The 20,740-nt window shown below is 64.6% G+C and carries 18 protein-coding genes; 13 read left to right on the top strand and 5 right to left on the bottom strand.

Going from position 1 to position 20,740, the window contains the following annotated elements; translation table 11 throughout:
- Nucleotides 1-10 precede the first annotated feature (10 nt).
- The 3 genes from KY495_RS22080 to KY495_RS22070 are packed head-to-tail and all read left to right on the top strand — an operon-like array spanning nt 11 to nt 2,065.
- Nucleotides 11-1,153: an acyl-CoA dehydrogenase family protein gene (locus tag KY495_RS22080; RefSeq protein ID WP_219881423.1), complete on the top strand. Its 1,143-nt coding sequence runs from the start codon at nt 11-13 to the stop codon at nt 1,151-1,153.
- 8 nt (nt 1,154-1,161) lie between these two features.
- Complete coding sequence (locus KY495_RS22075) at nt 1,162-1,617, top strand: MaoC family dehydratase (protein ID WP_219884380.1); 456 nt, start codon at nt 1,162-1,164, stop codon at nt 1,615-1,617.
- A complete protein-coding gene (locus KY495_RS22070; protein WP_219881422.1) occupies nt 1,610-2,065 on the top strand; it encodes a MaoC family dehydratase in 456 nt (151 codons plus the stop codon). Before KY495_RS22075 ends, KY495_RS22070 begins: the two co-directional genes overlap by 8 nt.
- 19 nt (nt 2,066-2,084) lie before the next feature.
- On the opposite strand, the gene KY495_RS22065 is transcribed toward KY495_RS22070, so the two are convergent.
- The 4 genes from KY495_RS22065 to KY495_RS22050 form a co-directional block, all read right to left on the bottom strand.
- A complete protein-coding gene (locus KY495_RS22065; protein WP_219881421.1) occupies nt 2,085-3,005 on the bottom strand; it encodes a diguanylate cyclase in 921 nt (306 codons plus the stop codon).
- Nucleotides 3,002-7,141, bottom strand: coding sequence for a response regulator (locus tag KY495_RS22060; RefSeq protein WP_219881420.1), 4,140 nt, complete (start codon nt 7,139-7,141; stop codon nt 3,002-3,004). Before KY495_RS22060 ends, KY495_RS22065 begins: the two co-directional genes overlap by 4 nt.
- Before the next feature lie 142 nt (nt 7,142-7,283).
- Nucleotides 7,284-8,543 carry an acyl-CoA dehydrogenase family protein gene (locus tag KY495_RS22055; protein ID WP_219881419.1) on the bottom strand — a complete coding sequence of 420 codons (1,260 nt, stop codon included), beginning with the start codon at nt 8,541-8,543 and terminating at the stop codon, nt 7,284-7,286.
- Nucleotides 8,540-9,625, bottom strand: a complete 1,086-nt coding sequence (locus tag KY495_RS22050; protein WP_219881418.1) for a phosphotransferase — start codon at nt 9,623-9,625, stop codon at nt 8,540-8,542. The genes KY495_RS22055 and KY495_RS22050 overlap by 4 nt, the downstream gene beginning before the upstream one ends.
- A 135-nt stretch (nt 9,626-9,760) precedes the next feature.
- Between KY495_RS22050 and KY495_RS22045 the strand changes: the two genes are divergently transcribed.
- The gene (locus tag KY495_RS22045) at nt 9,761-10,300 is read left to right on the top strand and encodes an RNA 2'-phosphotransferase (RefSeq protein WP_219881417.1); all 540 of its coding nucleotides are present in this window, start codon (nt 9,761-9,763) and stop codon (nt 10,298-10,300) included.
- Between the two features lie 4 nt (nt 10,301-10,304).
- Here KY495_RS22045 and KY495_RS22040 read toward each other — a convergent pair whose 3' ends face one another.
- Nucleotides 10,305-11,039 carry a histidine phosphatase family protein gene (locus KY495_RS22040; RefSeq protein WP_229518414.1) on the bottom strand — a complete coding sequence of 245 codons (735 nt, stop codon included), beginning with the start codon at nt 11,037-11,039 and terminating at the stop codon, nt 10,305-10,307.
- A gap of 261 nt (nt 11,040-11,300) precedes the next feature.
- Between KY495_RS22040 and KY495_RS22035 the strand changes: the two genes are divergently transcribed.
- The 9 genes from KY495_RS22035 (at nt 11,301) to KY495_RS21995 (ending at nt 20,514) form a co-directional block, all read left to right on the top strand.
- Entirely contained in the window at nt 11,301-13,004 is a 1,704-nt protein-coding gene (locus tag KY495_RS22035) for a GspE/PulE family protein (RefSeq protein ID WP_219881416.1), read from the top strand.
- 43 nt (nt 13,005-13,047) lie between these two features.
- A complete protein-coding gene (locus tag KY495_RS22030; RefSeq protein ID WP_374041016.1) occupies nt 13,048-14,241 on the top strand; it encodes a type II secretion system F family protein in 1,194 nt (397 codons plus the stop codon).
- Nucleotides 14,238-14,759, top strand: coding sequence for a type II secretion system protein (locus KY495_RS22025; RefSeq protein WP_219881414.1), 522 nt, complete (start codon nt 14,238-14,240; stop codon nt 14,757-14,759). Before KY495_RS22030 ends, KY495_RS22025 begins: the two co-directional genes overlap by 4 nt.
- Before the next feature lie 49 nt (nt 14,760-14,808).
- Nucleotides 14,809-15,414 carry a type II secretion system protein gene (locus KY495_RS24330; protein ID WP_219881413.1) on the top strand — a complete coding sequence of 202 codons (606 nt, stop codon included), beginning with the start codon at nt 14,809-14,811 and terminating at the stop codon, nt 15,412-15,414.
- 107 nt (nt 15,415-15,521) lie between these two features.
- Nucleotides 15,522-16,079 carry a GspH/FimT family pseudopilin gene (locus KY495_RS22015; RefSeq protein ID WP_229518413.1) on the top strand — a complete coding sequence of 186 codons (558 nt, stop codon included), beginning with the start codon at nt 15,522-15,524 and terminating at the stop codon, nt 16,077-16,079.
- Entirely contained in the window at nt 16,069-16,695 is a 627-nt protein-coding gene (locus tag KY495_RS22010) for a type II secretion system protein (RefSeq protein ID WP_219881412.1), read from the top strand. The genes KY495_RS22015 and KY495_RS22010 overlap by 11 nt, the downstream gene beginning before the upstream one ends.
- Entirely contained in the window at nt 16,692-17,561 is an 870-nt protein-coding gene (locus tag KY495_RS22005) for a type II secretion system protein (protein WP_219881411.1), read from the top strand. Before KY495_RS22010 ends, KY495_RS22005 begins: the two co-directional genes overlap by 4 nt.
- Nucleotides 17,558-18,034: an agglutinin biogenesis protein MshP gene (locus KY495_RS22000; RefSeq protein ID WP_219881410.1), complete on the top strand. Its 477-nt coding sequence runs from the start codon at nt 17,558-17,560 to the stop codon at nt 18,032-18,034. The genes KY495_RS22005 and KY495_RS22000 overlap by 4 nt, the downstream gene beginning before the upstream one ends.
- Nucleotides 18,035-18,045: 11 nt before the next feature.
- Nucleotides 18,046-20,514 carry a DUF6701 domain-containing protein gene (locus KY495_RS21995; protein WP_219881409.1) on the top strand — a complete coding sequence of 823 codons (2,469 nt, stop codon included), beginning with the start codon at nt 18,046-18,048 and terminating at the stop codon, nt 20,512-20,514.
- Nucleotides 20,515-20,740: the final 226 nt, after the last annotated feature.

The raw sequence follows: 20,740 nt of genomic DNA, 5'->3' as shown, positions 1-20,740 counted from the left end.
GGAACTGAACATGGACTTCAACTTCAAGGAAGAGCAGCTGCAGTTTGCCGACGCCCTCAAGCGCTGGGTGAGCAAGGATTACAGCTTCGATGAGCGGCACCGCATCATCCATTCGCCGCAAGGGGTATCCGAGCAGGCCTGGGCCACGCTGGCGGAACTGGGCATGACGGCGCTGCCGGTGCCGGAAGAGCAGGGCGGCTTTAATGGCAGCGCCGTCGACATGTTCGTGGTGATGCAGGAGCTGGGTCGCGGCCTGGTGGTGGAACCGTACCTGGCCACCGTGCTCGGTGCCGAATTCCTCAAGCGCGGCGGCGGCCACCACGGCATGCTCGAACAGGTGGCGGCGGGCGAACTGAAACTGGCGTGCGCGCTGCTGGAAAAGCAGTCGCGCCATGACCTCACCGACATCGCCACTACCGCCACCAGGAACGGCGGCGGCTACCAGCTCAATGGCAGCAAGACCGTGGTCATCCACGGCGCCCAGGCGGGCAGCCTGATTGTATCGGCCCGCAGCAGCGGCGAGCAGCGCGCCAGCGCCGGCATTTCGCTGTTTGTGGTGGCGGCCAATGCGCCGGGCGTTGCCATCACCGGCTACCGCACGCTGGACGGCCAGCGCGCCGCCAACATCAGCCTGACCAATGTGCAGCTGGGCGCCGATGCCCTGATCGGCGCCGAAGGCGCCGGCTGGGACATCCTGGAGCACTGCGCGGACTACGGCGCCACGCTCCTGTGCGCCGAAGCGCTGGGCGCCATGGAAGCCATCTTTGCCGCCACGCTTGACTACCTCAAGACGCGCTCCCAGTTCGGCGCCCCGATCGGCAAGTTCCAGGCTCTCCAGCATCGCATGGCCGACATGTACATCCACCTGGAACAGGCGCGCTCCATGGCGCTGCTGGCCGCGGTCCGGATGGCCTCCGACCCGGCCGAGCGGCGCCGTACCGTGTCCGCGGCCAAGTACCGCGTGGGGCAGGCGGCAAAGTTCGTTGGCCAGCAGGCGGTGCAGCTCCATGGCGGCATGGGCGTGACCGACGAAGTCATGGCCGCCCACCACTTCAAGCGCCTGACCATGATCGAGCTCACGCTGGGCGACGCCGACCATCACCTTCAGCGCTTCATTGCCCAGCCAGGCTTTGCCAGTGGCGGTGACGAGTGAACGCCGGGATGTACTTCGAGGATTTCGCGCCCGGGCAGGTGATTGACCTGGGCACGCGCACGGTCAGCGAAGAGGAAATCATCGCCTTTGCCAGCCAGTTCGATCCCCAGCCTTTTCACGTCGACCAGCAGGCGGCGGCAGACTCGATGTTCGGCGGCCTGGTCGCCAGTGGCTGGCATACCTGCAGCATGATGATGCGGATGGTGGTCGATGGCCTGATGGCAGCCTCCTCGAGCATGGGTTCGCCGGGCGTGGACAAGGTGCGCTGGCTGCTGCCGGTACGCGCCGGCGACACCCTGGCGGTCAGCTACGAAACCACTGCCGTCAAGGCCTCCGCTTCCAAACCCGACCGCGGCGTGGTGTGGTCGCGCTGGAGCGCCTTGAATCAGCGCGGTGAGCTGGTGTGCACCATCGAGGGCATGGGCATGTTCGGACGCCGCCCGCAGGAGTCCGGCCATGCGTGACTTTGCCAGCCTGGACGACCTGAAAGCTGCCGTGGGCCAGGAAGTGGCGCTGTCGGACTGGGTGGCGATCGCGCGCGAGCGCATCGCCCTGTTTGCCGACGCCACCGACGACCACCAGTGGATCCACGTGGACACCGAGCGCTGCCGGCGCGAGTCTCCCTGGGGCGCTCCCGTGGCCCACGGTTTCCTGACGCTGTCGATGATTCCTGCCATGTTCGAGCAGGCCGTGGGCCTTGGCAATGCGAGCATGGTGGTCAACTATGGCTTGAACCGCGTGCGCTTCCCGGCCCCGGTGCCGGAAGGCTCGCGCATCCGCGCCCGCGTGACGCTGCTCAGGGTAACGGAGCTGGACGATTGCGCGCAGCTCGAGTGGAGCGTGGTAGTGGAATGCGATGGGCAGCAAAAGCCGGCCTGCGTGGCCGACCTGCTGCTGCGCCGCTACCCTTAGGCTGGGTGGCCAGGGCCGCCTAGTCGCCGTCAGTCAGGTAGCGGTTGCGCCCTGCGGCCTTGGCCCGGTACAGCAGGGAGTCGGCGTTTTTCACCAGCGTGGCAGGCTCGACCTGGCCATGGGGCGTGATGCTCGCCACGCCCATGCTGACCGTGATGAATGGGCAGATTGATGAACGCTCGTGGGCGATCTTGAGCGCGGCAATTTCATCGAGCACCTTGCGCGCCACCGTTTCGGCGCCGGCCAGGTCTTCCTGCGGCAGCAGGATGGCAAATTCTTCGCCGCCGTAGCGCGCCACCACGTCCTGTGGCCGCATGGCGGCGCGCCGCATGGCAGCGCCGGCCTGCTGCAGGCAGGCGTCCCCAGCCTGGTGCCCGTAATGGTCATTGAAATGCTTGAACTGGTCGATGTCGACCATGATCAGGGAAATCGGCATCTGGGCCCGGGCGCAGCGCCGCCATTCGCCCTGCAGCCGCTCGTCAAAGGCGCGCCGGTTGGCCACCCCGGTCAGGCCGTCGGTCAAAGTCAGCTCGCGCAGCGCGTCGCTCTGGCGCTTGACGGTGAGCTGGGTGCGCACGCGCGCCCGCACGACGGCCGCGTTCACCGGCTTGCTGATGAAGTCCGCAGCGCCAGCATCGAGGGCGCGCGTTTCGTCTTCCGGGGTCTTGAGGGCGGTGACGAAAATGATCGGAATATCGCGCGTCATGCGGGCGGCGCGCAGGGCAGCGCAAACGGCGTAGCCATCGAGGCCCGGCATCATGGCGTCGAGCAGGATCAGGTCGGGCTGCTGGTACTGCGCAATGTGCAGGGCTTTTTCGCCGTTCATCGCAAACAGCACGTCATGCTCGTCCTGCAGCGCCTGGTGCAGGATCTGTACGTTTTCCATCGCGTCATCGACGATCAGAATCCGGCCTTTCGTCGCGATGTCGTCCCAATTCATTGCACTTCCTTCCTGTCCATGAGCATCCTGAGGTGCGTTGCCGCGCTGGCAAAGGCCAGCGTGGCGACGGCGTCGGACAGCGTGGCCAGTTCCTGCGCCGTGGCCACCGCAGCCAGGGCCGGACGGACTGCGTCGAACTCCGCCAGTGCCTTCAGGTTGTTATTTTGAAGCAATCCGAGCAGATCCGCCAGCCTACTGTCGGTATCGCGCGCATCCACCTGCGGTGCCTGCACGACCGACAGCGGCATGTTGAGCTGCCGCGCTGCCACCAGCAGCTTTGACAGTTGGGTTTCCAGCAAGTCCAGCCGCTCCACCAGATCCGGCATGGCAGCGTGGCGGATGGCGTGTTCAAATTCCAGTGCCATGGCCGCGAACTCGGCCGCGCCCAGGTTGGCTGCCACCCCGCGCAGGCGGTGTACCAGCGCCTGCGCCTGTTCGCGCTCGCCGGCGCGCAGCTGGTGGCGCACTTCGGCCAGCGTGCCGCCCTGGGAGCGCTCGAAGCGCTTGAACAGGGTCACGAAGTTGCCGAAATTGCCACCAAAGCGCGGCAGTGTTGACCGAAGGTCAATGCCGGGGATGCTGGCCGGTAGCGGTGCCTCGTCCTCGATGCTGCCCTTGCCATAAAGGCGCGGCAGCGCGCGCCCGTCATGCGCCTCGCCGCCACTGATCACGCGCAGCAGGGCGCCGATCAGGTGATCGACATCGATCGGCTTGGCGATATGGCCGTTCATGCCGGCGTTGATGGCGCGCGCCCGGTCGTCCTCCATCACATTGGCCGTCATGGCGATAATCGGCAGGTCCGCCAGGCCCATGCGCCGGATCGCTTCGGTTGCCTGGTAGCCGTTCATCTCGGGCATCTGGATATCCATCAGTACCGCGTCGTAGCGGGTAGGCGCGGCGGCCAGCAGTTCAACCGCCTCGCGTCCGTTGGCGGCAATGTCGACCGCGGCCCCGGCATGCAGCAGCAGGTAGTTGGCCACTTCCTGGTTGATCTGGTTGTCCTCCACCAGCAACACGTATATGCCTTCGAGCTTGCCGGCCAGGGTCTCGGCCAGGTCCCCGCTGCCGGCTGGCAGGCCGGTGTGCAGTTCCACGATCGCCGTGACCAGCGCGGCGCGCGTGACGGGCTTGGAGATGGTGGCATCGAGCCGCAGGTCGTCGGCCATGCTGGCCAGCTGTTCGCGCGACTGGTCGGCAATCATCAGGGCGGTGCGCGGCACCTGGATCTGGCGGTCGGCGCGCGCATAGGTCAGCACCGAGATGCCGTCCAGCCCCGGCATGGCGGCATCGAGCAGCATGAATTCAAAGGCCTCGTCCCCGGCCGCCTGCAGCAGTTCCAGCGCCGCGTGGCCGTCCGATGCCGTGGTGACCTGCCAGCCAAATGCGGACAGCTGGCTGGCCAGGGCGTCCCGCGCGCTGTCATTGTCATCCACCACCAGCACCCGGCAATCCTGCGGGCAGGGCAGGGGTGGCAGGCAGGCCAGCGCCACTTCCTGCGGCAGGCCGAAGGTGGCCGTGAAGCGGAAGTCGGCCCCTTCGCCAAGGGCGCTGTCCACGGCGATCGAGCCGCCCATCAGCCCCACCAGGCGCTTGCAGATGGTCAGGCCCAGCCCCGTACCGCCGTACTTGCGGCTGGTGGAACTGTCGGCCTGCGAAAACGGATCGAACATGTGTGGCTGGTGGTCGGCCGCGATGCCGATGCCCGAGTCGCGCACGGAAAAGGCCAGCGTCATGCTGTCGTCACTGCGCTCTCCGGTACCGATGGTCAGCACCACTTCCCCCTGCTCGGTGAACTTGATGGCGTTGCTGATCAAATTGAGCAGCACCTGTTCCAGCCGCATTGGGTCGCCCATGAGCTGCAGCGGCACGTCCGGCGCCACCGCGTACACCAGTTCCAGTCCCTTGGCGGCGGCGCTCGGCGACAGCAGCACTGAAATACTGTCAAGCACCTGATCAAGGTGGAAGGCCGTGTATTCCAGCGTCAGCTGGCCAGCTTCGATCTTGGAAAAATCGAGGACGTCATTGATGATGCCCAGCAGCGAGCGCGTGGACATTTTGATCTTGGCCACATAGCTGCGTTCGCGCCGCGCCAGCTGCGACTCGTCCAGCAGCCGCGCCAGGCCCATGATGGCATTCATGGGGGTGCGGATTTCATGGCTCATATTGGCCAGAAATTCGCTCTTGGCCTGGCTGGCCAGGCGCGCATGGTCAAGCGCTGCGGCCAGCTGTTCGTTGAGCGACTGCAGGCGCGCCTCGGCGGCAATGCGCTCGCTGATGTCGCGCACGGTGGCCTGGATCACGCCCTTGCCGCCGGCCTGCAGGCTGGTCAGCAGGATGTCGGCATTGAACAGCGTGCCGTCCACGCGCTGGTGCAGCCACTCGAACTGGTGGCTGCCGCGTTCAAGCGCGTAGCGCATGAACTGCAGCGCCTTTTCGTCCGAGCGCCGACCGTCGGGCTGAAATTCCGGCGAGGTGGTGGCAGGCGAGAGGGTGAGCAGGTGCTCCACATCGCGGCAGCCGAACAGCTGGGCGGCGGCGCGGTTGGCGCCAACGTAGCCGCGCTCGATGCTGGTGAGCAGATGGGCGTCGCCCGACATTTCAAACAGTACGTGGAATTGTTCGCTGACGTCGCGCAGCTGGGCCGAGAGCTGCTTGCTTTCGCTTACATCGACCACCAGGCCGCTCACGCCCACCAGCACCTGGTCATTATTGAAAACTGGGTGGTAGCTCACCACCCAGTGATGCTCCACGCCTGGGGCATACGGCACCTCGCCCGTGTCTTCGATGCCGATCAGTGGCTCGCCCGTGTCACGCACCTGGCGGTAGGCGCGCTCGAACACTTCGCCCTGGGGACCGAGCAATTCGGGCAGGGTTTTTCCAATGTGCTCCTGCACCGGCTTGTTGTTGATGGCGGCGAGATAATCATTGACCATCACGATGCGCAGGTCGGTATCGAGCATGGACAGCCCCACCGGTGCTGTTCCGTACATGTTCTTGATCAGGGCATTGGCGTTTTCCAGCTCCACCGTGCGTTCATGGACCAGATCTTCGAGGCTGCTGCGAAAGCGGTTCAATTCCTGTTCAACCTGCTTCAGCGCCGCGCCGACCTCTTCCGTTTCGCGAATGCCGCCAGGCGGAATGATCACCGGCTCGCCACGGCCAAGGGCCACAGCAGGCAGGCGCAGGTTGCGCACCGCGCGCCCGATGTTGCCGCCCATGACCCAGGCCGCGCCGAAGCCGATCGTGAGCAGGCCGGCCACGCTCAGGAAGACACTGGCCAGCGACGTGCGCAGCGCGGCATTGGTCGCCTCGCGCGGCACCCCGATGGTGGATACGAAGCCGGTCTTGGGCGAGCGGGTGAACACGGAGAACACGCGCAAGCCACGGCTGGTGGTGAGGTCGGCCACGCCGGCATCGCGCCCGCGGATGGCCGCGATCAGGGGCGCGCCGGCCTGCCTGCCGATGTAGCGCTCAGGCTCCACGCTGTTGGCTACATTGACATTGCGCCGGTCCAGCACGCTGGCAGCCCAGCCGGGCGGCAGTTTCAGCGCCGCCACGGCCTTGCGGAAGTGGGCGGCAGGCACTTCTGCGGTCAGCACGTAGCGCTTGTCGCGTTCCGACGCCGTCACCACATGGACCAGCACCCGGTAGGCGCCATTGGGGCCGGCCTGGCTCAGGTTATCGGCCACGTAATGGTTCGCCCGGCCGGGCACCGCCGACACCGGTCGGTACATGGGCCGGTTCACGGGACCCGGCTGGGCCGCATTCCAGGGCGCGGCAGTGCTCAGCAGTGCCTTGCCGTCGAGGTCGCTCAACACATAGGCAGACACGGGGACGGTGGGGTCGAGCGCGGCGCGGGCGCGCTGGTGAAAGGCAGCCAGGTCGCCGCCGCCCAGGCTGGGGGAGGCGGCCAGGGTAACCGCTGCCGCGGCGGCCACTTGCAGGTCGTATTCGATGGCCGACTGCAGGGTCTGGGCCATGTGTTCGGCATCGCGGATCAGGAAGGCGCGCTCGCGCTGGTAGGCGTCAAACAGCAGGGCGCCCAGGCCGATCAGGGTCGGCAGCAGGCAGGCGAGGACCAGCTTGGCGGTTTTGGAACGGATGGATGGGAGGGAATGATGTGTTTTTGACTGCACCTGTACGCTCCGCCATGACGCCGCGGCAGGAATTGGCAGCTGTCAGCCCGATGGTAGCCGAGCCCACCCGTTCTTGAAAGGACTTTTCCCTGCGGTGCGCATGCCGTCCGTTAAATGCGACGGCATGCGCGAGGTGGCCGGCTCAGCTGCGCGTGACGGGCAGCGCCAGGCTTTCGCCCAGCTTGATATGCTTGGCCAGTTCCAGCTTGGCAATCGCGTTGCGGTGCACCTCGTCCGGACCATCGGCCAGGCGCAGGGTGCGGTTGCCGGCCCACTGGTAGGCCAGCGGGAACTCGTCGGACACCCCGGCCGCGCCGTGCGCCTGGATCGACCAGTCCAGCACCTGCTGGGCCACGTTGGGCGCCAGGACCTTGATCATGGCGATTTCGGCCTGTGCATGCTTGTTCCCCACCGTGTCCATCAGCGCCGCGGCCTTGAGCGTGAGCAGGCGCGCGGTGTCGATCTGGATGCGCGACTCGGCAATGCGCTCGCGCCAGATGCTCTGGTCCGAGATATTCTTGCCAAAGGCGACCCGGCTGCCCAGGCGCACGCACATCAGTTCCAGCGCCCGCTCGGCCACGCCGATGGCGCGCATGCAGTGGTGGATGCGGCCCGGCCCCAGGCGGCCCTGGGCAATCTCGAAGCCGCGGCCTTCGCCGAGCAGCAGGTTGGAGGCCGGCACGCGCACGTTCTCAAACAGGATTTCACAGTGCCCGTGCGGCGCGTCGTCGTAGCCGAACACCGGCAGCGGCCGCACGATGGTGATGCCGGGCGTGTCGGCCGGAACCAGGATCATCGACTGCTGCGCGTGGCGGGCGGCGTTGAAATCGGTCTTGCCCATCACGATGAAGATCTTGCAGCGCGGGTCGCCCGCACCCGAGATCCACCATTTGTGGCCATTGATGACATAGTCGCCGCCATCGCGCTCGATGCGCGTTTCAATGTTGGTCGCGTCCGACGAGGCCACGCCTGGCTCGGTCATGGCAAAGGCCGAACGGATCTCGCCACGCAGCAGCGGTTCGAGCCATTCGCGCTTGTGCTCTTCCGAACCATAGCGCTCGATGGTTTCCATGTTGCCGGTGTCGGGCGCGGCGCAGTTGAACACTTCCGGTGCCCACACCACGCGCCCCATGATCTCGCACAGGGGCGCATAATCGAGGTTGGACAGGCCCTCGGGCGCGCGCGGCGAATTGGGCAGGAACAGGTTCCACAATCCCTGCTCGCGCGCCAGGGGCTTCAGGCGCTCCATCATCTCGGTGGGCAGCCAGCGGTTGCCGCGGGTCGTGCCGTTATTGTCGACTTCCTGCTTGAAGGCTTTTTCGTTGGGGTAGACGTGCTCGTCCATGAAGGCGAGCAGGCGGCCCTGGAGTTCCTTGCAGCGGTCGGAATAATCGAAGTTCATGCCTGCTCCTTCAGTGAGATTGCGCGTTGTGCGTAGGTCCAGCCCAGTTCCGCCATGGGACGGGCCGCTTTGCCGTTTTCAAGCGCCTGGGCACTGGAAGCGGTGCCGTCCACGTAGCGCTTCATGATGCCCTGCATGATCCCGGCCAGCCGGAACATGTTGTAGGCGAGGTAGAAATTGAAGTCTTCAATGCGGATCGTCTTGCCGGTGCGCGCGCAGTAGGCCGCGATGTACTGCTCCTGGGTCGGGATGCCCATCTCGGCCAGATTCAGGCCGGCGATGCCGCGGAACTGGCCCGGTGCGATGTGCCAGCTCATGCAGTGGTAGGAAAAATCGGCGGCCGGGTGGCCGAGCGTGGACAGTTCCCAGTCCAGCACCGCCAGGATGCGCGGCTCGGTGGGGTGGAACATGAGGTTGTCCATCCGGAAGTCGCCATGCACGATGGCCGTGTCGTCCCCGGGCGGGATGTTCTGCGGCAGCCAGGCGATCAGCTCGTCCATGGCCGGGATCACCTCCGTCGCCGAGGCCTGGTATTGCCTGGTCCAGCGTTCGATCTGGCGCGCAAAGTAGTTGCCGGGCTTGCCGAAGTCGGACAGGCCGATGGCCTGGTAGTCCATCGTGTGCAGCTGGGCGATGACGCGGTTCATTTCATCGTAAATGGCACTGCGCTCGGCACTGCTCATGCCGGGCAGGGACTGGTCCCACAGCACCCGGCCTTCGACGAACTCCATGATGTAAAAAGCGCGCCCGATGATGGCTTCGTCCAGGCACAGCGCGTACTGGCGCGCCGCCGGGAAGCCTGCCTTTTGCAGCGCATCCATGACCTTGAATTCGCGGTCGATCGCGTGCGCCGAAGGCAGCAGCTTCGCTGCCGGTCCTGGCTTGGTGCGCAGGACGTAATGCCGGCCATCGGCAGCGGTCAGCTTGAAGGTAGGGTTGGACTGGCCCCCCTTGAACTGCTCGGCCGTCAGCGGCCCGCCGCCGTAGCCTGGCACATGGTCGCGCATATAGGCGTCCAGCGCCTCCACATCGAAGCGCTGGCGCTCCGACACCGGTTTGGTTCCCATCATCTCTTCAAACATCGCGTCTCCTGTGCAAGGTCCTTCTATTCTAGCCCATGAAAAGCACGCCCGTACTATTTATTTTTGGGCGCCGAATCCTGCTTCTGATTGGCTATGATAGGCGCTGTGACGCAGCCAGTGAAGCGCGGTGGGAAGATGGGAAAACGGATTGAACGTGCCAGCAGATTGTTAAGCCTGATCCTGCGGCATGATCCGGGCGCCATCGGGCTGGCCCTCGACAGAAACGGCTGGGCCGATGTGGACGAGCTGCTGCGCCTTGCCAATGCCAGCGGTAGGGCACTGACACGTCCGCTGCTGCTGGAGGTGGTGGCGCGCAATGACAAGCAGCGCTTCGCGCTTGACGCCGGCGCCACGCGCATTCGCGCCAACCAGGGCCATTCGATCGATGTCGACCTGCAGCTCGAACCCGAAGTGCCGCCGGCCCACCTGTACCACGGTACCGCCATCCGCTTCCTGGTGGCAATCAGGGCGCAGGGCCTTTTGCCTGGCGCGCGCCGGCATGTGCATCTGTCGGCAGACCTGGCCACGGCGCGTACGGTGGGCGCGCGCCACGGCAAGGCGCATGTGCTTCTGATCCGCGCGGCGGACATGCATCACGACGGCCACCACTTCTACCGCTCGGCCAACGGGGTCTGGCTCACGGCCGCGGTGCCGGCCCGCTACATCGCCGCCTGAATCTTCAGCGCGATTTGCGGTACTGCTCGTAGAGCTGTTCCATGGTCGTGGTGCGGACCTGGTCCTGCAGCGGAGAGGGCGGCGCAAAGTTCATGAAACGCAGTACCCAGTCGCGTTCTTGCTCGCCCACGTCGAGCGCATTGATGCAGCCGGCCATTTGCGACAGCGCCCCCAGGAACATGCGCTGCCCGGTCAGGGCCAGCGACAGGATGGCGCAATTGACGCCCCCATGCAGGACCAGCAGGCAGGTAGTCCAGCTGCGGTCCTGGCGCAGGCGCGCCACCGCCGGGTGCACCCGGTCCATCAGTTCACCCACCGATTCGCCACCCAGGAAGCGCTTGTCCTCGGCCACCACGCCTTCAAAGGCGCCGGTAAAGGCATCCTTGAGGTCCGCATTGGCGATGCCCGACAGGCGCCCGCCGCGAATTTCCTCCAGTTCCGGCCACACGTCAATGGCGACGCGCTGGCCCGTTTCGGCCAGTACCCGCGTGGCCGTTTCCACGGTGCGCGGCAGGCCCGAGACAATCACGCGGTCAAAGACGATACCCTCGGTCGCGAACATGCGGCCGGCGCTGCTGGCCTGGGCGCGTCCCAGTTCATTTAAGGGGACCGACTCCGGCAGGACCGGCCGCCCGGTCTCGTCAAAGTAAGTCACGCTGCCGTGCCGCATCAGGTAAATGCGGCGGCGCGGCGCCGGGGCGGGAACGGCAGGGAAGGGCGCGGACGAAGGTGTTGGCATAAATGAAGGCGTGCGGGCGCAGCGCGATTGGTTGATTGACATGGGTCGGCAGGCGCGGCGGCTGGCAGCGGCCATGGCCGACTTGCCGCTTGTGCAGGATTGCCTGCTTTTTTTCATTCTATCCCAACATCCTTTTGCTTGTTGATCAACGAAAACTGTCGCCATTTCACCATCGAGTTGCTCAAAATCATGTTTCGCCTTAAAAATTCCGGGGTTCTGTCATAGAATGGATCGCAAGACGAACACTGTTTAGGGTACTCAATGGCACGGCCAGAAAAAGTCCGACTTGGCGAAGTCCTGATGCAACAAAAGCTCTTGTCCGAGGAACAACTCGTGCAAGCGCTGGCGGACCAGAAGCGCAGCGGGCGCAAGCTGGGCCGGGTGTTCGTGGAAAGCGGCTTCGTGACCGAGGAGCAGATTTCCGGTGCGCTGGCCAGGCAGCTCGATATCCCCTACATCAATCTCAAGTTCTACAACACCAATCCGGACATTGTGCGCCTGCTGCCGGAAACGCAGGCACGGCGCTTCCGGGCGCTGGCCCTGGAAGACCGCCGCGGTGCGCTGCTCGTTGGCCTGGCCGACCCCACTGACCTGTTTGCGTATGACGAGATCACGCGCCTGGTCAAGCGCCCGATCGAACTGGCAGTGGTCAACGAAACCGAGGTGCTGGGCACGATTGACCGCATCTACCGGCGCACCGACGAAATCACCGACTTTGCGCGCGAGGTGGAGCAGGACCTGGGCGACGCCTTTGTCGACTTTGGCGCCATGGCCAGCAATCCAAACCTGGAAGAAGCGCCCATCGTCAAGCTGCTGCAGTCGGTGTTCGATGACGCGACCCAGGTGCGCGCGTCCGACATCCACATCGAGCCGCAGGAAACGCGCCTGCATATTCGCTTCCGCATCGACGGCGTGCTGCACCTGCAGACCGAAGCCGACATCAAGATCGCCACGCCGCTAGCGCTGCGCCTGAAGCTCATGTCGGACCTGGACATTTCGGAAAAGCGCCTGCCGCAGGACGGACGCTTTGCCGTCAAGGTCAAGCAGCAGCGCATCGATGTGCGTATCTCCACCATGCCGACCCAGTACGGCGAATCGGTGGTGATGCGACTACTCAACCAGGGCGGCACCACGCTGCGCCTGGACGCCATTGGCATGCAGCGCGCGCTGGTGGACAGGCTACGCTCCATTGTCGCCCGTCCCAATGGCCTGGTGCTGGTGACCGGGCCCACCGGCAGCGGCAAGACCACCACGCTCTACAGCGCGCTGGCCGAATTGAACTCCACCGAGAAAAAGCTGATCACGGTCGAAGACCCGGTCGAATATCGCCTGCCCGGCATCAACCAGGTGCAGGTCAATGACAAGATCGAACTGACTTTTGCGCGCGTGCTGCGCGCGGCGCTGCGGCAGGACCCGGACATTGTGCTGGTCGGCGAGATGCGCGACATGGAAACGGCGCAGATCGGCCTGCGCGCCGCCATGACCGGCCACCTGGTGCTGTCCACGCTGCACACCAACGATGCCGCCAGCACCCCGCTGCGCCTGATGGATATGGGCGTGCCACGCTACATGGTGGGCAGCGCACTGCAGGCGGTGCTGGCCCAGCGCCTGGTGCGCAAGATCTGCGAATCGTGCACCACGCCGTACGAACTCACGCCCACCGAGCGCGAATTCGTGCGCAGCGAGCTCGGGGACAATGTGGACAGCGTCAAATTCTTCCATGGGAAGGGCTGCTCGCACTGCAACGGCATGGGCTACCGGGGCCGCACCGGCGTCTATGAACTGCTCGAAATGACCAAGGAAGTGATCGACGCGGCCAACCATCCCGATCCCGGCCACTTCCTCAAGGCCGCGCACAAGGAAATGAAGGGCGAGACCATGCGCCGCCACGCCGTGGCGCTGGCTGTGGAAGGGCGCAGCACCGTGTCCGAGGCCATGCGCATCAGTAATCAGTTAGAGGATTGACGTGGCGTATTTCGCTTACAAGGGGCGGAACACCCGTGGCGAGATGCTGCAGGGTGTGCTCGAGGGGGCCGACAGCAGCGCCGTGGCCAGCCAGCTGTTTACCACCGGGATCACGCCGATCGAGATCGTGGAAGCGAAAAAGCCGGTGGTGGCGGCCAATACGGAAGGCTGGGTCTCGGCCCTCATGGAGCGCAAGGTGACGTCAATGGACGTGCAGATGTTCAGCCGCCAGCTCTATACCCTGCTCAAGTCCGGCGTGCCGATCATGCGCGGCTTGGCCGGGCTGCAGGAGTCGGCCACCAGCAAGCCCTTCGCGCGCATCATCGGCGACCTGCGCGAGTCGCTCGACTCGGGACGCGAACTGTCGTCGGCCATGCGCCGCCATCCTGAAGTGTTCGACAATTTTTACCTGTCCATGGTGCGCGTGGGAGAGATGACGGGACGCCTTGAAGACATTTTCCTGCGCCTGTTCGAGCACCTCGAATTCGACCGTGAGATGCGCCAGCGGGTCAAGACGGCATTGCGCTATCCGAGCTTTGTCGTCATTGCCATGGTGGGCGCAATCGCGGTGGTGAACGTGTTTGTCATTCCCCAGTTCCAGAAGGTATTTGACAGTTTCAAGACCGAGCTGCCGCTGGTCACGCGCATGCTGGTGGGCTTTTCCCAGTTTACCGTCAATTACTGGCCCGTCATCCTCGGTGCCTGCGTGGCCATCGCCTTTGGTATCAAGACCTACATCAACACCGAAAAAGGCCGCTACGAATGGGACCGCAGGAAGCTGACGATTCCCATCGCCGGCAAGATCATCATGAAGGGCACCATGTCGCGCTTCGCGCGCAGCTTCGCGCTGTCGGCGCGCAGCGGCGTGCCCATTGTGGCCGCGCTCACGACGGTGTCGCAGACGGTCGACAATGCTTACCTGGCCGCGCGCATCGAGCAGATGCGCGATGGCGTGGAGCGCGGCGAGAGCATCCTGCGGACGGCCAACGCCGCCAATGTCTTCACACCCATCGTGCTGCAGATGATCGCGGTGGGCGAGGAAACCGGCTCGCTCGACGACCTGATGGATGAAATCGCGCAGATGTACGAGCGCGAAGTGGACTATGAGCTCAAGACCCTGTCGGCTCAGATCGAGCCGATCCTGATCGTCTTCCTTGGCATTATGGTCACCATCCTGGCGCTCGGTATCTTCATGCCGATCTGGGACCTGGGCAAAGCGGCAATGGGCGGCAAATGAGGGCGAGCCTCGCGCGTGCACGCGGCTTTTCCCTGTTTGAACTGGCCGTCACCGTGGCCATCATCGGCGTGCTGGCCAGCGTGCTGCTGTCGCGCGTGCTGTGGTACCGCGAGGAGGCCGAAAAGGCTGCCATGGAAAACGTGGTGGGCGTGCTGCGCAGTGCCTTGTCGATGAAGGCGGGGCAGTTGATAGCACAAGGTAAACAACAGGAACTGAGCAAGTTATTAACGATCAACCCGATGGATCTGTTGGCACAAAAACCAGCAAATTACATAGGTGAGGCCGATACGCCACAAAAAGGAAAAATTTCTCGTGGGAACTGGTTTTTTGATCGAAAAAAATTGGTGCTCGTGTATATTGCAGGGACTGGTGCAACGTTTCAAACGTCCGAACCGCAGCGGTTTTATTACAAAATACAACTGCTAAAAAATACGGATGGCGCAAGCGGCCTAGACCACGCCGACACGTCAGAAAGCACAAGCATTGAGGGTGTCGTCCTGAAGCAGATGCCCATGTAATTTGGCCTTATAAATTTACCTAATCATCCACGTGTCGCAGGAGTTCACAATGAAATCATCCCCAATTATTCGCAAAGCACAAGCCGGCTTCACCCTGATCGAACTGATCGTCGTGATCGTCATCCTCGGCATCCTGGCAGCGACCGCGCTGCCACGCATGTTCGACATGTCGGGTCAGGCCCGCCTGGCCAAGATGCAAGGTGCCCTGGGCGCCGTGCGCGCAGCTTCATCGTCGGCCCACGCCCAGTGGCTGGTCAATGGTGGCCAGCTGCACTGCGCCGCCTGCGGCGTTGGCGGTGTGGCTCAAACCGGCACGCCAGTAACTGGCGAAGGTACTACGATTCCGATGTTCGGTGGCTACCCTGACGTTGGCGGCGATGCCGGTACTGACGCTGCGACCGCTGCGGCGACCAGCGGCATCGCCCTGGCCGCCGGCCTGGCTGCCCCTGACTATGTCCTCTCCACCAAGAACCCAGCTGTTGCCAATGGCGCTGAAACCAACAACATCCTGGTCGTGACCGCCGATGAAGCCCATCCACGCTGCCGCTTCTGGTACACCCAGGCCGTGCAGACCCAGGCCAATGCGGCTTCCCAGCCAGCGGCATCTGCGCCGCAAATCAACGTCAGCGACCTGACCCCGGACAACTGCAAATAAGTACAGGCACGGGGTCCCCACCCGTTGCGCAAGAAAACAGGCCAAGCAATTGGCCTGTTTTGCGTTGTAAGATGCACCTACGGCACACTCATGAACAGGTTGAATGGATGATGGCAAGGCGACAGGCAGGTAGCGCGGCGCACGGTGCGGCTTCGGCCGGCTTCACGCTGGTTGAGCTCATTGTCGTGCTGGTCTTGATTGGTATCCTGTCGGCCATCGCGGTGCCCCGCATGATGAGCCGCTCTCCATTTGATGCCGTGGCCTACCAGGACCAGCTTGCCGGCCTGCTGCGTTATGGACAGAAGATGGCCATTGCCCAGAATCGCAATGTGTTTGTGCGTGTCGATGCCGGCGGCATTGCGCTGTGCTACACGGCCAGCTGCGCTGCGGGTTCGCGCGTGCTCGCACCGGGCGGCGCCAACACCAACAGCAGCGCAACCATGGCCGCATGTGGCGACGTCACCTGGGCTTGCGAGGCTCCCCCGCCTCAGGTGCGCATCACGCCCGCCGTGCAGTTCTACTTCGACCCGGTCGGCAAGCCCTTTGCGATCGCCGATGCTCCTCCCACCATCGTGTCCACGTTCACGCCGCTGGCCATCAGTGTCAGCGCCGGCGCGTCTGTGCGTACGGTCAGCGTTGAAATGGAGACCGGCTATGTACGTTAAGCGGGCACCGGCGCGGGCCACGGGTGGCGTATCGATGATCGAGCTGATTGTCTTCATCGTCATCGTCAGCGCCAATGTGGTGGGAATTCTCGGTGCCCTGAGCCTGACCACTGGCCGCAGCGCCGATCCGCTGCAGCGCAAGCAGGCGATCCTGATTGCCGAAGGCTTGCTGGAAGAAGTGAGTCTGGCGCGCATGACATTCTGCGACCCGGATGACCCCCTGGCGGAAACAGCCACCAGCGCGGCCGGCTGCACCACGGCCGAAAGCGTGGGGCCGCCGCCCGGGGCCACGCGCCCCTACGCCAATATCAATGATTACGTGAGCGCCTTTGGCGTGCCCACCTCGTTCATGCCGGTGGGCGCGGGCGGCGTGCGCGACACCACCGGGACCATCCAGGATGTGCTGGGCAATACCCTGTTCGGGGGGCGCTATCGTGCCTTTGTCACCGTCACCGCCAACGCCACGCTGGGCCCGTCCGGCGGCGCCCAGATTGCAGGCAGCGGCAATGCCGACACGGAGGTGCTGCTCATTTCCGTGCGTGTCCTGTACGGGAACGGCGAGCAGATCGTGCTGGACCGCTTCCGCACCCGCTATGCGCCAGGGAGCACGCCATGAAGCGCTGCGCGCCGCTACAGCGCGGCTTTACCATGGTCGAAGCGATCGTGGTGCTCGTCATTACCGGCATCATTGGCGCTGCCATCGCCGTCTTCATCAAGGTGCCAGTGCAGGGCTACACCGACTCGGTGGCGCGGGCGGCGGCCACCGATGTCGCCGACGGCGCCTTGCGCCGCCTCACGCGCGACCTGCGTCTGGCCCTGCCCAATTCGATCCGCGTGGGCGGGGGCGGCACCTACATCGAATACCTGGAAACCACGGCTGGCTTGCGCTACCTGGCAGAAGACGATATTGACCCGGTGCTCATGACGGGCAACCACCTCAGCTGGACCGATGCCAGCCGCCTCAGTTTCACCGTGGTCGGCGGGGTGCCCACCGACCGTCACGCCCCGCGGGTGGGCAATTTTGTGGTGGTGTACAACCTGGGCGAAGGTCAGGAACCGGGCAATGCCTATAACTGCAGTGTGCCCTGCAACCGGGCGCGCATTGCCGCCATTGACACCGCGGCCGGCACCATCACGCTGGCCAACAATCCCTTTCCCGCGCAGGCCGCGAGCGTGGCCCTGACCTCGCCCAGCCGGCGCTTCCATGTGGTGACGACACCGGTCACTTATCGCTGCGATGCGGCCACCGGAGCGCTCACGCGCTACTGGGATTATCCGATCAGCCAGACCATGCAGATGCCGCCCACCGGCGGCAAGAGCGCGCTGCTGGCCACCCGCGTCAAGTCGTGCGCCTTCCGCTATGCCAATCTGGCCAGTCAGCGCAGCGGCCTGGTGGGCATCTCGCTGGAACTGCGGGTCGGCAGCGAGACCGAAGGGGTGCTGGCCCTGGAACACCAGGTTCACGTGGATAACACGCCATGAGCGCGCTGACATCACACCGCCTGCAGCGCGCCGCGCGCCGCCTCCACTGCCGCGGCGTGAGCCTGCTCACCGCTGTGTTCCTGGTAGTGGTGCTGGCCGGGCTGTCAGCGGCCATCGTCGGCGTGTTCTCGGCCCAGCAAAACAGTTCGGTACTGGACATCATGGGCGTGCGCGCCGACCAGGCCGCGCGCAGTGGGCTGGAGTGGGGACTGCATCGCCAGCTGCGCACCACGCCGCCGTCGGTGGCCTGCTTCTCCGCCGTGCCCGTGACCTTCGCCATGCCGGCCAATACGTCCATGAGCGGCTTCAGTGTGACTGTCAGCTGCACTGCCGGTGCCAACGTGCCGGGCAACACCACCAATCGCTGGACCATCACCGCGGTGGCATGCAATCGACCGGGGGCGGCCGGCTGTCCCAACGCCAGTGCCGATGCCGATTACGTTCAGCGGCGCGTGCAGGCGCAGCTCAATTGAGAGACACGATCATGAATGCAAGCGTTTCGTTTTTCTGCCGTTACCTGCGCCTGCTGCTGGCGGCGGCGCTGCTGTGGCTGTGCGGGTCGGGCAGCGCCATGGCCGCTATTGTCATCAATTCGATCACGGTCAATGGCGGTTCCACGGCGGCCGTAGCGCCGGGCACCCCCGTGACTGTCGTCGTCACCGTCACCCTGACCGGCGGCTCGCGCTGGCGCTCGACCTATTTCAGCACCAGTCCTGGCAGCAGTATCAACTATTGCTCGGTGTCGCCCGATATCAGCGCCAGCGGTACCTGGTCGGTCAGCTTTACGGTCAATGCCCCGGCCACGCAGAACCTGTTTTCCTTGAATGTCTCGGCCGACGCCCAGCCAAGCTGCAACGGCAACCAGGGTTCCGACAGCCTGACCCTGACGGGCGCCATCAATACCGCCCCGGCCACAGTCACACTCAATCATGTGCGCATCCTGCATGACGGAAGTGGCTTGAACTGCAGCCCTGAAACCGTGACCTTGCGCGCGTGCGCCGACGCGAGCTGCGCCAGCCTGTTTTCCAGCGCAGTGTCGGTCTCGCTGCCGGCAGCGCTGGGCACCTGGTCGGCCAATCCTGTCACCTTTACTGGCCAGACCAATGTGTCCTTGTCGCGTTCCAGCGGTGGCACAGCCGTGCTGTCCGGGACCGTGACCTCGCCCACGGCCACCAACACATCCCTGGTGTGCTACCGCAATGGCGTGGCGGGGGACTGCAACCTGGTGTTTGGCGAGAATGCGTGCCAGCTCGACGCGGTCGAAGTAGGGGCCGGCCCCAACAGCCCATTGTTCACGCGCAGGGCCGATGCGCCTGTGGTGGTTGATGTACTGACCCTGATTAACGGGGTATTGACCAGCAACCGCGCGGGCGATGTGTCGGCCACCATTGTTGACGCTTCCAGCGGCACCTGCAGTACCACCGCGCTGTCGCCGACAGTGGTATTACGGTACAACTCGTCCAATCTGGGCCGCCGCACCTTCACGCTGCAGCCGTCCGTCGCCCACCCCAACGCGCGCATCCGGCTGGTGTCGGGCAGCCTGATTCAATGTTCCTCGGATAATCTGGCGATCCGCCCCTCCAGCTTCACGGTCAGCAGCACCAACGCCTCGCAGGATCCCAGCGCTGCCAGCGTCAGTACCGCGTCGCCGCTCAAGGCCGGCTCCAGCCTGTTCAACCTGGCGGCCGCTTCCCTCAACGGCTATACCGGCACGCCACTGCTGGCGCCGGAGCGCGTCGTCGCAGCCGACGTCGACACCGGGGTGGCCGGCGCACGCGGCGTGCTGGCCGGCGCGTTCAGCGGCGCGGCGGGCGGCACTGCCAGCGGCAATGGCTTCACCTACGGCGAGGTAGGCTACTTCAAGCTGCTGTCGTACGGCGTGTACGACGACGGCAGCTTTGCCCAGGTGGACGCGGCCAAGAATGAGTGCTACGACAACGCCAACCTTGGTACCCGCTTTGCGCCGGCCGACCCCAACCTGGTCGATGCCAGCGGCAGGATCGGCTGCTACTTCGGCAGTGCCGAGAGCGCGTTTTTCGGCCGCTTCGTGCCTGACCGTTTTGCCATCGGCCCAGCCCTCACATTCACCAATCGCAGCGCCTTGCCCGCGTGCGTGGCGCCCGGATTTACCTACATGGGCGAGGGCATGGCCGCCAGCGTGCCGCTCCTGGCGCAAAACGCTGCCGGCAGTACTACCTTCAATTACACGGGGCGCTTTAACCGCTTTGCGGCCGGCACCCAGATGGATGTTGGCGCCATCAACGATGCCCCGGCGCCCGGCGTGCGGACGCCTTTTCCGCGCTGCGGTGCGCCGCCGGCCCATCCTTGCCTGCTCATGGGCGTCATCAGTGGCAGCTTCGTGGAAGGAGAAGCCACCGTGGACGCGCCCATGACGGTATTGCGTCCGGCCGTGGCCGCGGGGCCCTACGAATTTTTCAAGATCGGCATCGCCCCGCGCGACAGTGACGGCGTGGCACTGGCCGCCTACGACATCGATACCGTCAACGTCACGGCCGGCGCTGCGACGCGCAAGCTCATTGCCAGCACCCGGATCCGGCATGGCCGCCTCAATATCGACAACGCGTATGGCTCTGAACTGCTCAACCTCACCATGCGCCTGTCCGCCCAGTACTGGACCGGCAGCGCGTACGCCACCAATGTGCTCGACAGCTGCACCGTTACCGCTGCCGTTGGGGCGGTGCCGGCGCCTTTCACCATGACAGCTTACGCGGGCGGGATCACGTCCACCAACATGAAGCCGTCCCATTTCATGGGCGCGGCCACGCTCACGGCCGGGGTAGGGCGGCTGGTTCTGGCCAAGCCCAGTCCGGCGCCGGCCACCAAGGGCAGCGTGCTGATCAATTCATCAATTCCCTACCTGCCGGGCAAAGGGCGCGCCACCTTCGGCCTGTACAAGGCAGGGCCGGTTATTTACGTGCGCGAGACATATTGAGACACTAAATGCCGCCCTAGGGCTTGCTGGGGCGAAATTTATGACTTGGTCCAATGAAATATGAATATAATCAAGGCGCTAGGGCGGCTTCCTCAACAATCATTCATCAACGGAACGCGTGCATGGGTTTTTTCAGGAAAACAAGGAAAGTAAATGGTCTGCTTGCTATCGGTTTTGATGCCGATGGTTTGTGCGCCGCCCGCGTCACCCGTGTTCCCGCCGCCAA

This window comes from Massilia sp. PAMC28688 (assembly GCF_019443445.1).
In the GTDB taxonomy this organism is placed as follows: domain Bacteria; phylum Pseudomonadota; class Gammaproteobacteria; order Burkholderiales; family Burkholderiaceae_D; genus Telluria_A.
Note: the sequence above shows the minus strand (reverse complement) of the source record. Positions and strands in the feature narration are given on the sequence as shown.

What these genes read in the sequence shown, in the direction of transcription:
- KY495_RS22080 (WP_219881423.1), top strand. Translation starts at nt 11, where the DNA reads ATGGACTTCAACTTCAAGGAAGAGCAGCTGCAGTTTGCCGACGCCCTC.
- KY495_RS22075 (WP_219884380.1), top strand. Translation starts at nt 1,162, where the DNA reads ATGTACTTCGAGGATTTCGCGCCCGGGCAGGTGATTGACCTGGGCACG.
- KY495_RS22070 (WP_219881422.1), top strand. Translation starts at nt 1,610, where the DNA reads ATGCGTGACTTTGCCAGCCTGGACGACCTGAAAGCTGCCGTGGGCCAG.
- KY495_RS22065 (WP_219881421.1), bottom strand. Translation starts at nt 3,005, where the DNA reads ATGAATTGGGACGACATCGCGACGAAAGGCCGGATTCTGATCGTCGAT.
- KY495_RS22055 (WP_219881419.1), bottom strand. Translation starts at nt 8,543, where the DNA reads ATGAACTTCGATTATTCCGACCGCTGCAAGGAACTCCAGGGCCGCCTG.
- KY495_RS22050 (WP_219881418.1), bottom strand. Translation starts at nt 9,625, where the DNA reads ATGTTTGAAGAGATGATGGGAACCAAACCGGTGTCGGAGCGCCAGCGC.
- KY495_RS22045 (WP_219881417.1), top strand. Translation starts at nt 9,761, where the DNA reads ATGGGAAAACGGATTGAACGTGCCAGCAGATTGTTAAGCCTGATCCTG.
- KY495_RS22040 (WP_229518414.1), bottom strand. Translation starts at nt 11,039, where the DNA reads ATGCCAACACCTTCGTCCGCGCCCTTCCCTGCCGTTCCCGCCCCGGCG.
- KY495_RS22035 (WP_219881416.1), top strand. Translation starts at nt 11,301, where the DNA reads ATGGCACGGCCAGAAAAAGTCCGACTTGGCGAAGTCCTGATGCAACAA.
- KY495_RS22030 (WP_374041016.1), top strand. Translation starts at nt 13,048, where the DNA reads ATGCTGCAGGGTGTGCTCGAGGGGGCCGACAGCAGCGCCGTGGCCAGC.
- KY495_RS22025 (WP_219881414.1), top strand. Translation starts at nt 14,238, where the DNA reads ATGAGGGCGAGCCTCGCGCGTGCACGCGGCTTTTCCCTGTTTGAACTG.
- KY495_RS24330 (WP_219881413.1), top strand. Translation starts at nt 14,809, where the DNA reads ATGAAATCATCCCCAATTATTCGCAAAGCACAAGCCGGCTTCACCCTG.
- KY495_RS22015 (WP_229518413.1), top strand. Translation starts at nt 15,522, where the DNA reads ATGATGGCAAGGCGACAGGCAGGTAGCGCGGCGCACGGTGCGGCTTCG.
- KY495_RS22010 (WP_219881412.1), top strand. Translation starts at nt 16,069, where the DNA reads ATGTACGTTAAGCGGGCACCGGCGCGGGCCACGGGTGGCGTATCGATG.
- KY495_RS22005 (WP_219881411.1), top strand. Translation starts at nt 16,692, where the DNA reads ATGAAGCGCTGCGCGCCGCTACAGCGCGGCTTTACCATGGTCGAAGCG.
- KY495_RS22000 (WP_219881410.1), top strand. Translation starts at nt 17,558, where the DNA reads ATGAGCGCGCTGACATCACACCGCCTGCAGCGCGCCGCGCGCCGCCTC.
- KY495_RS21995 (WP_219881409.1), top strand. Translation starts at nt 18,046, where the DNA reads ATGAATGCAAGCGTTTCGTTTTTCTGCCGTTACCTGCGCCTGCTGCTG.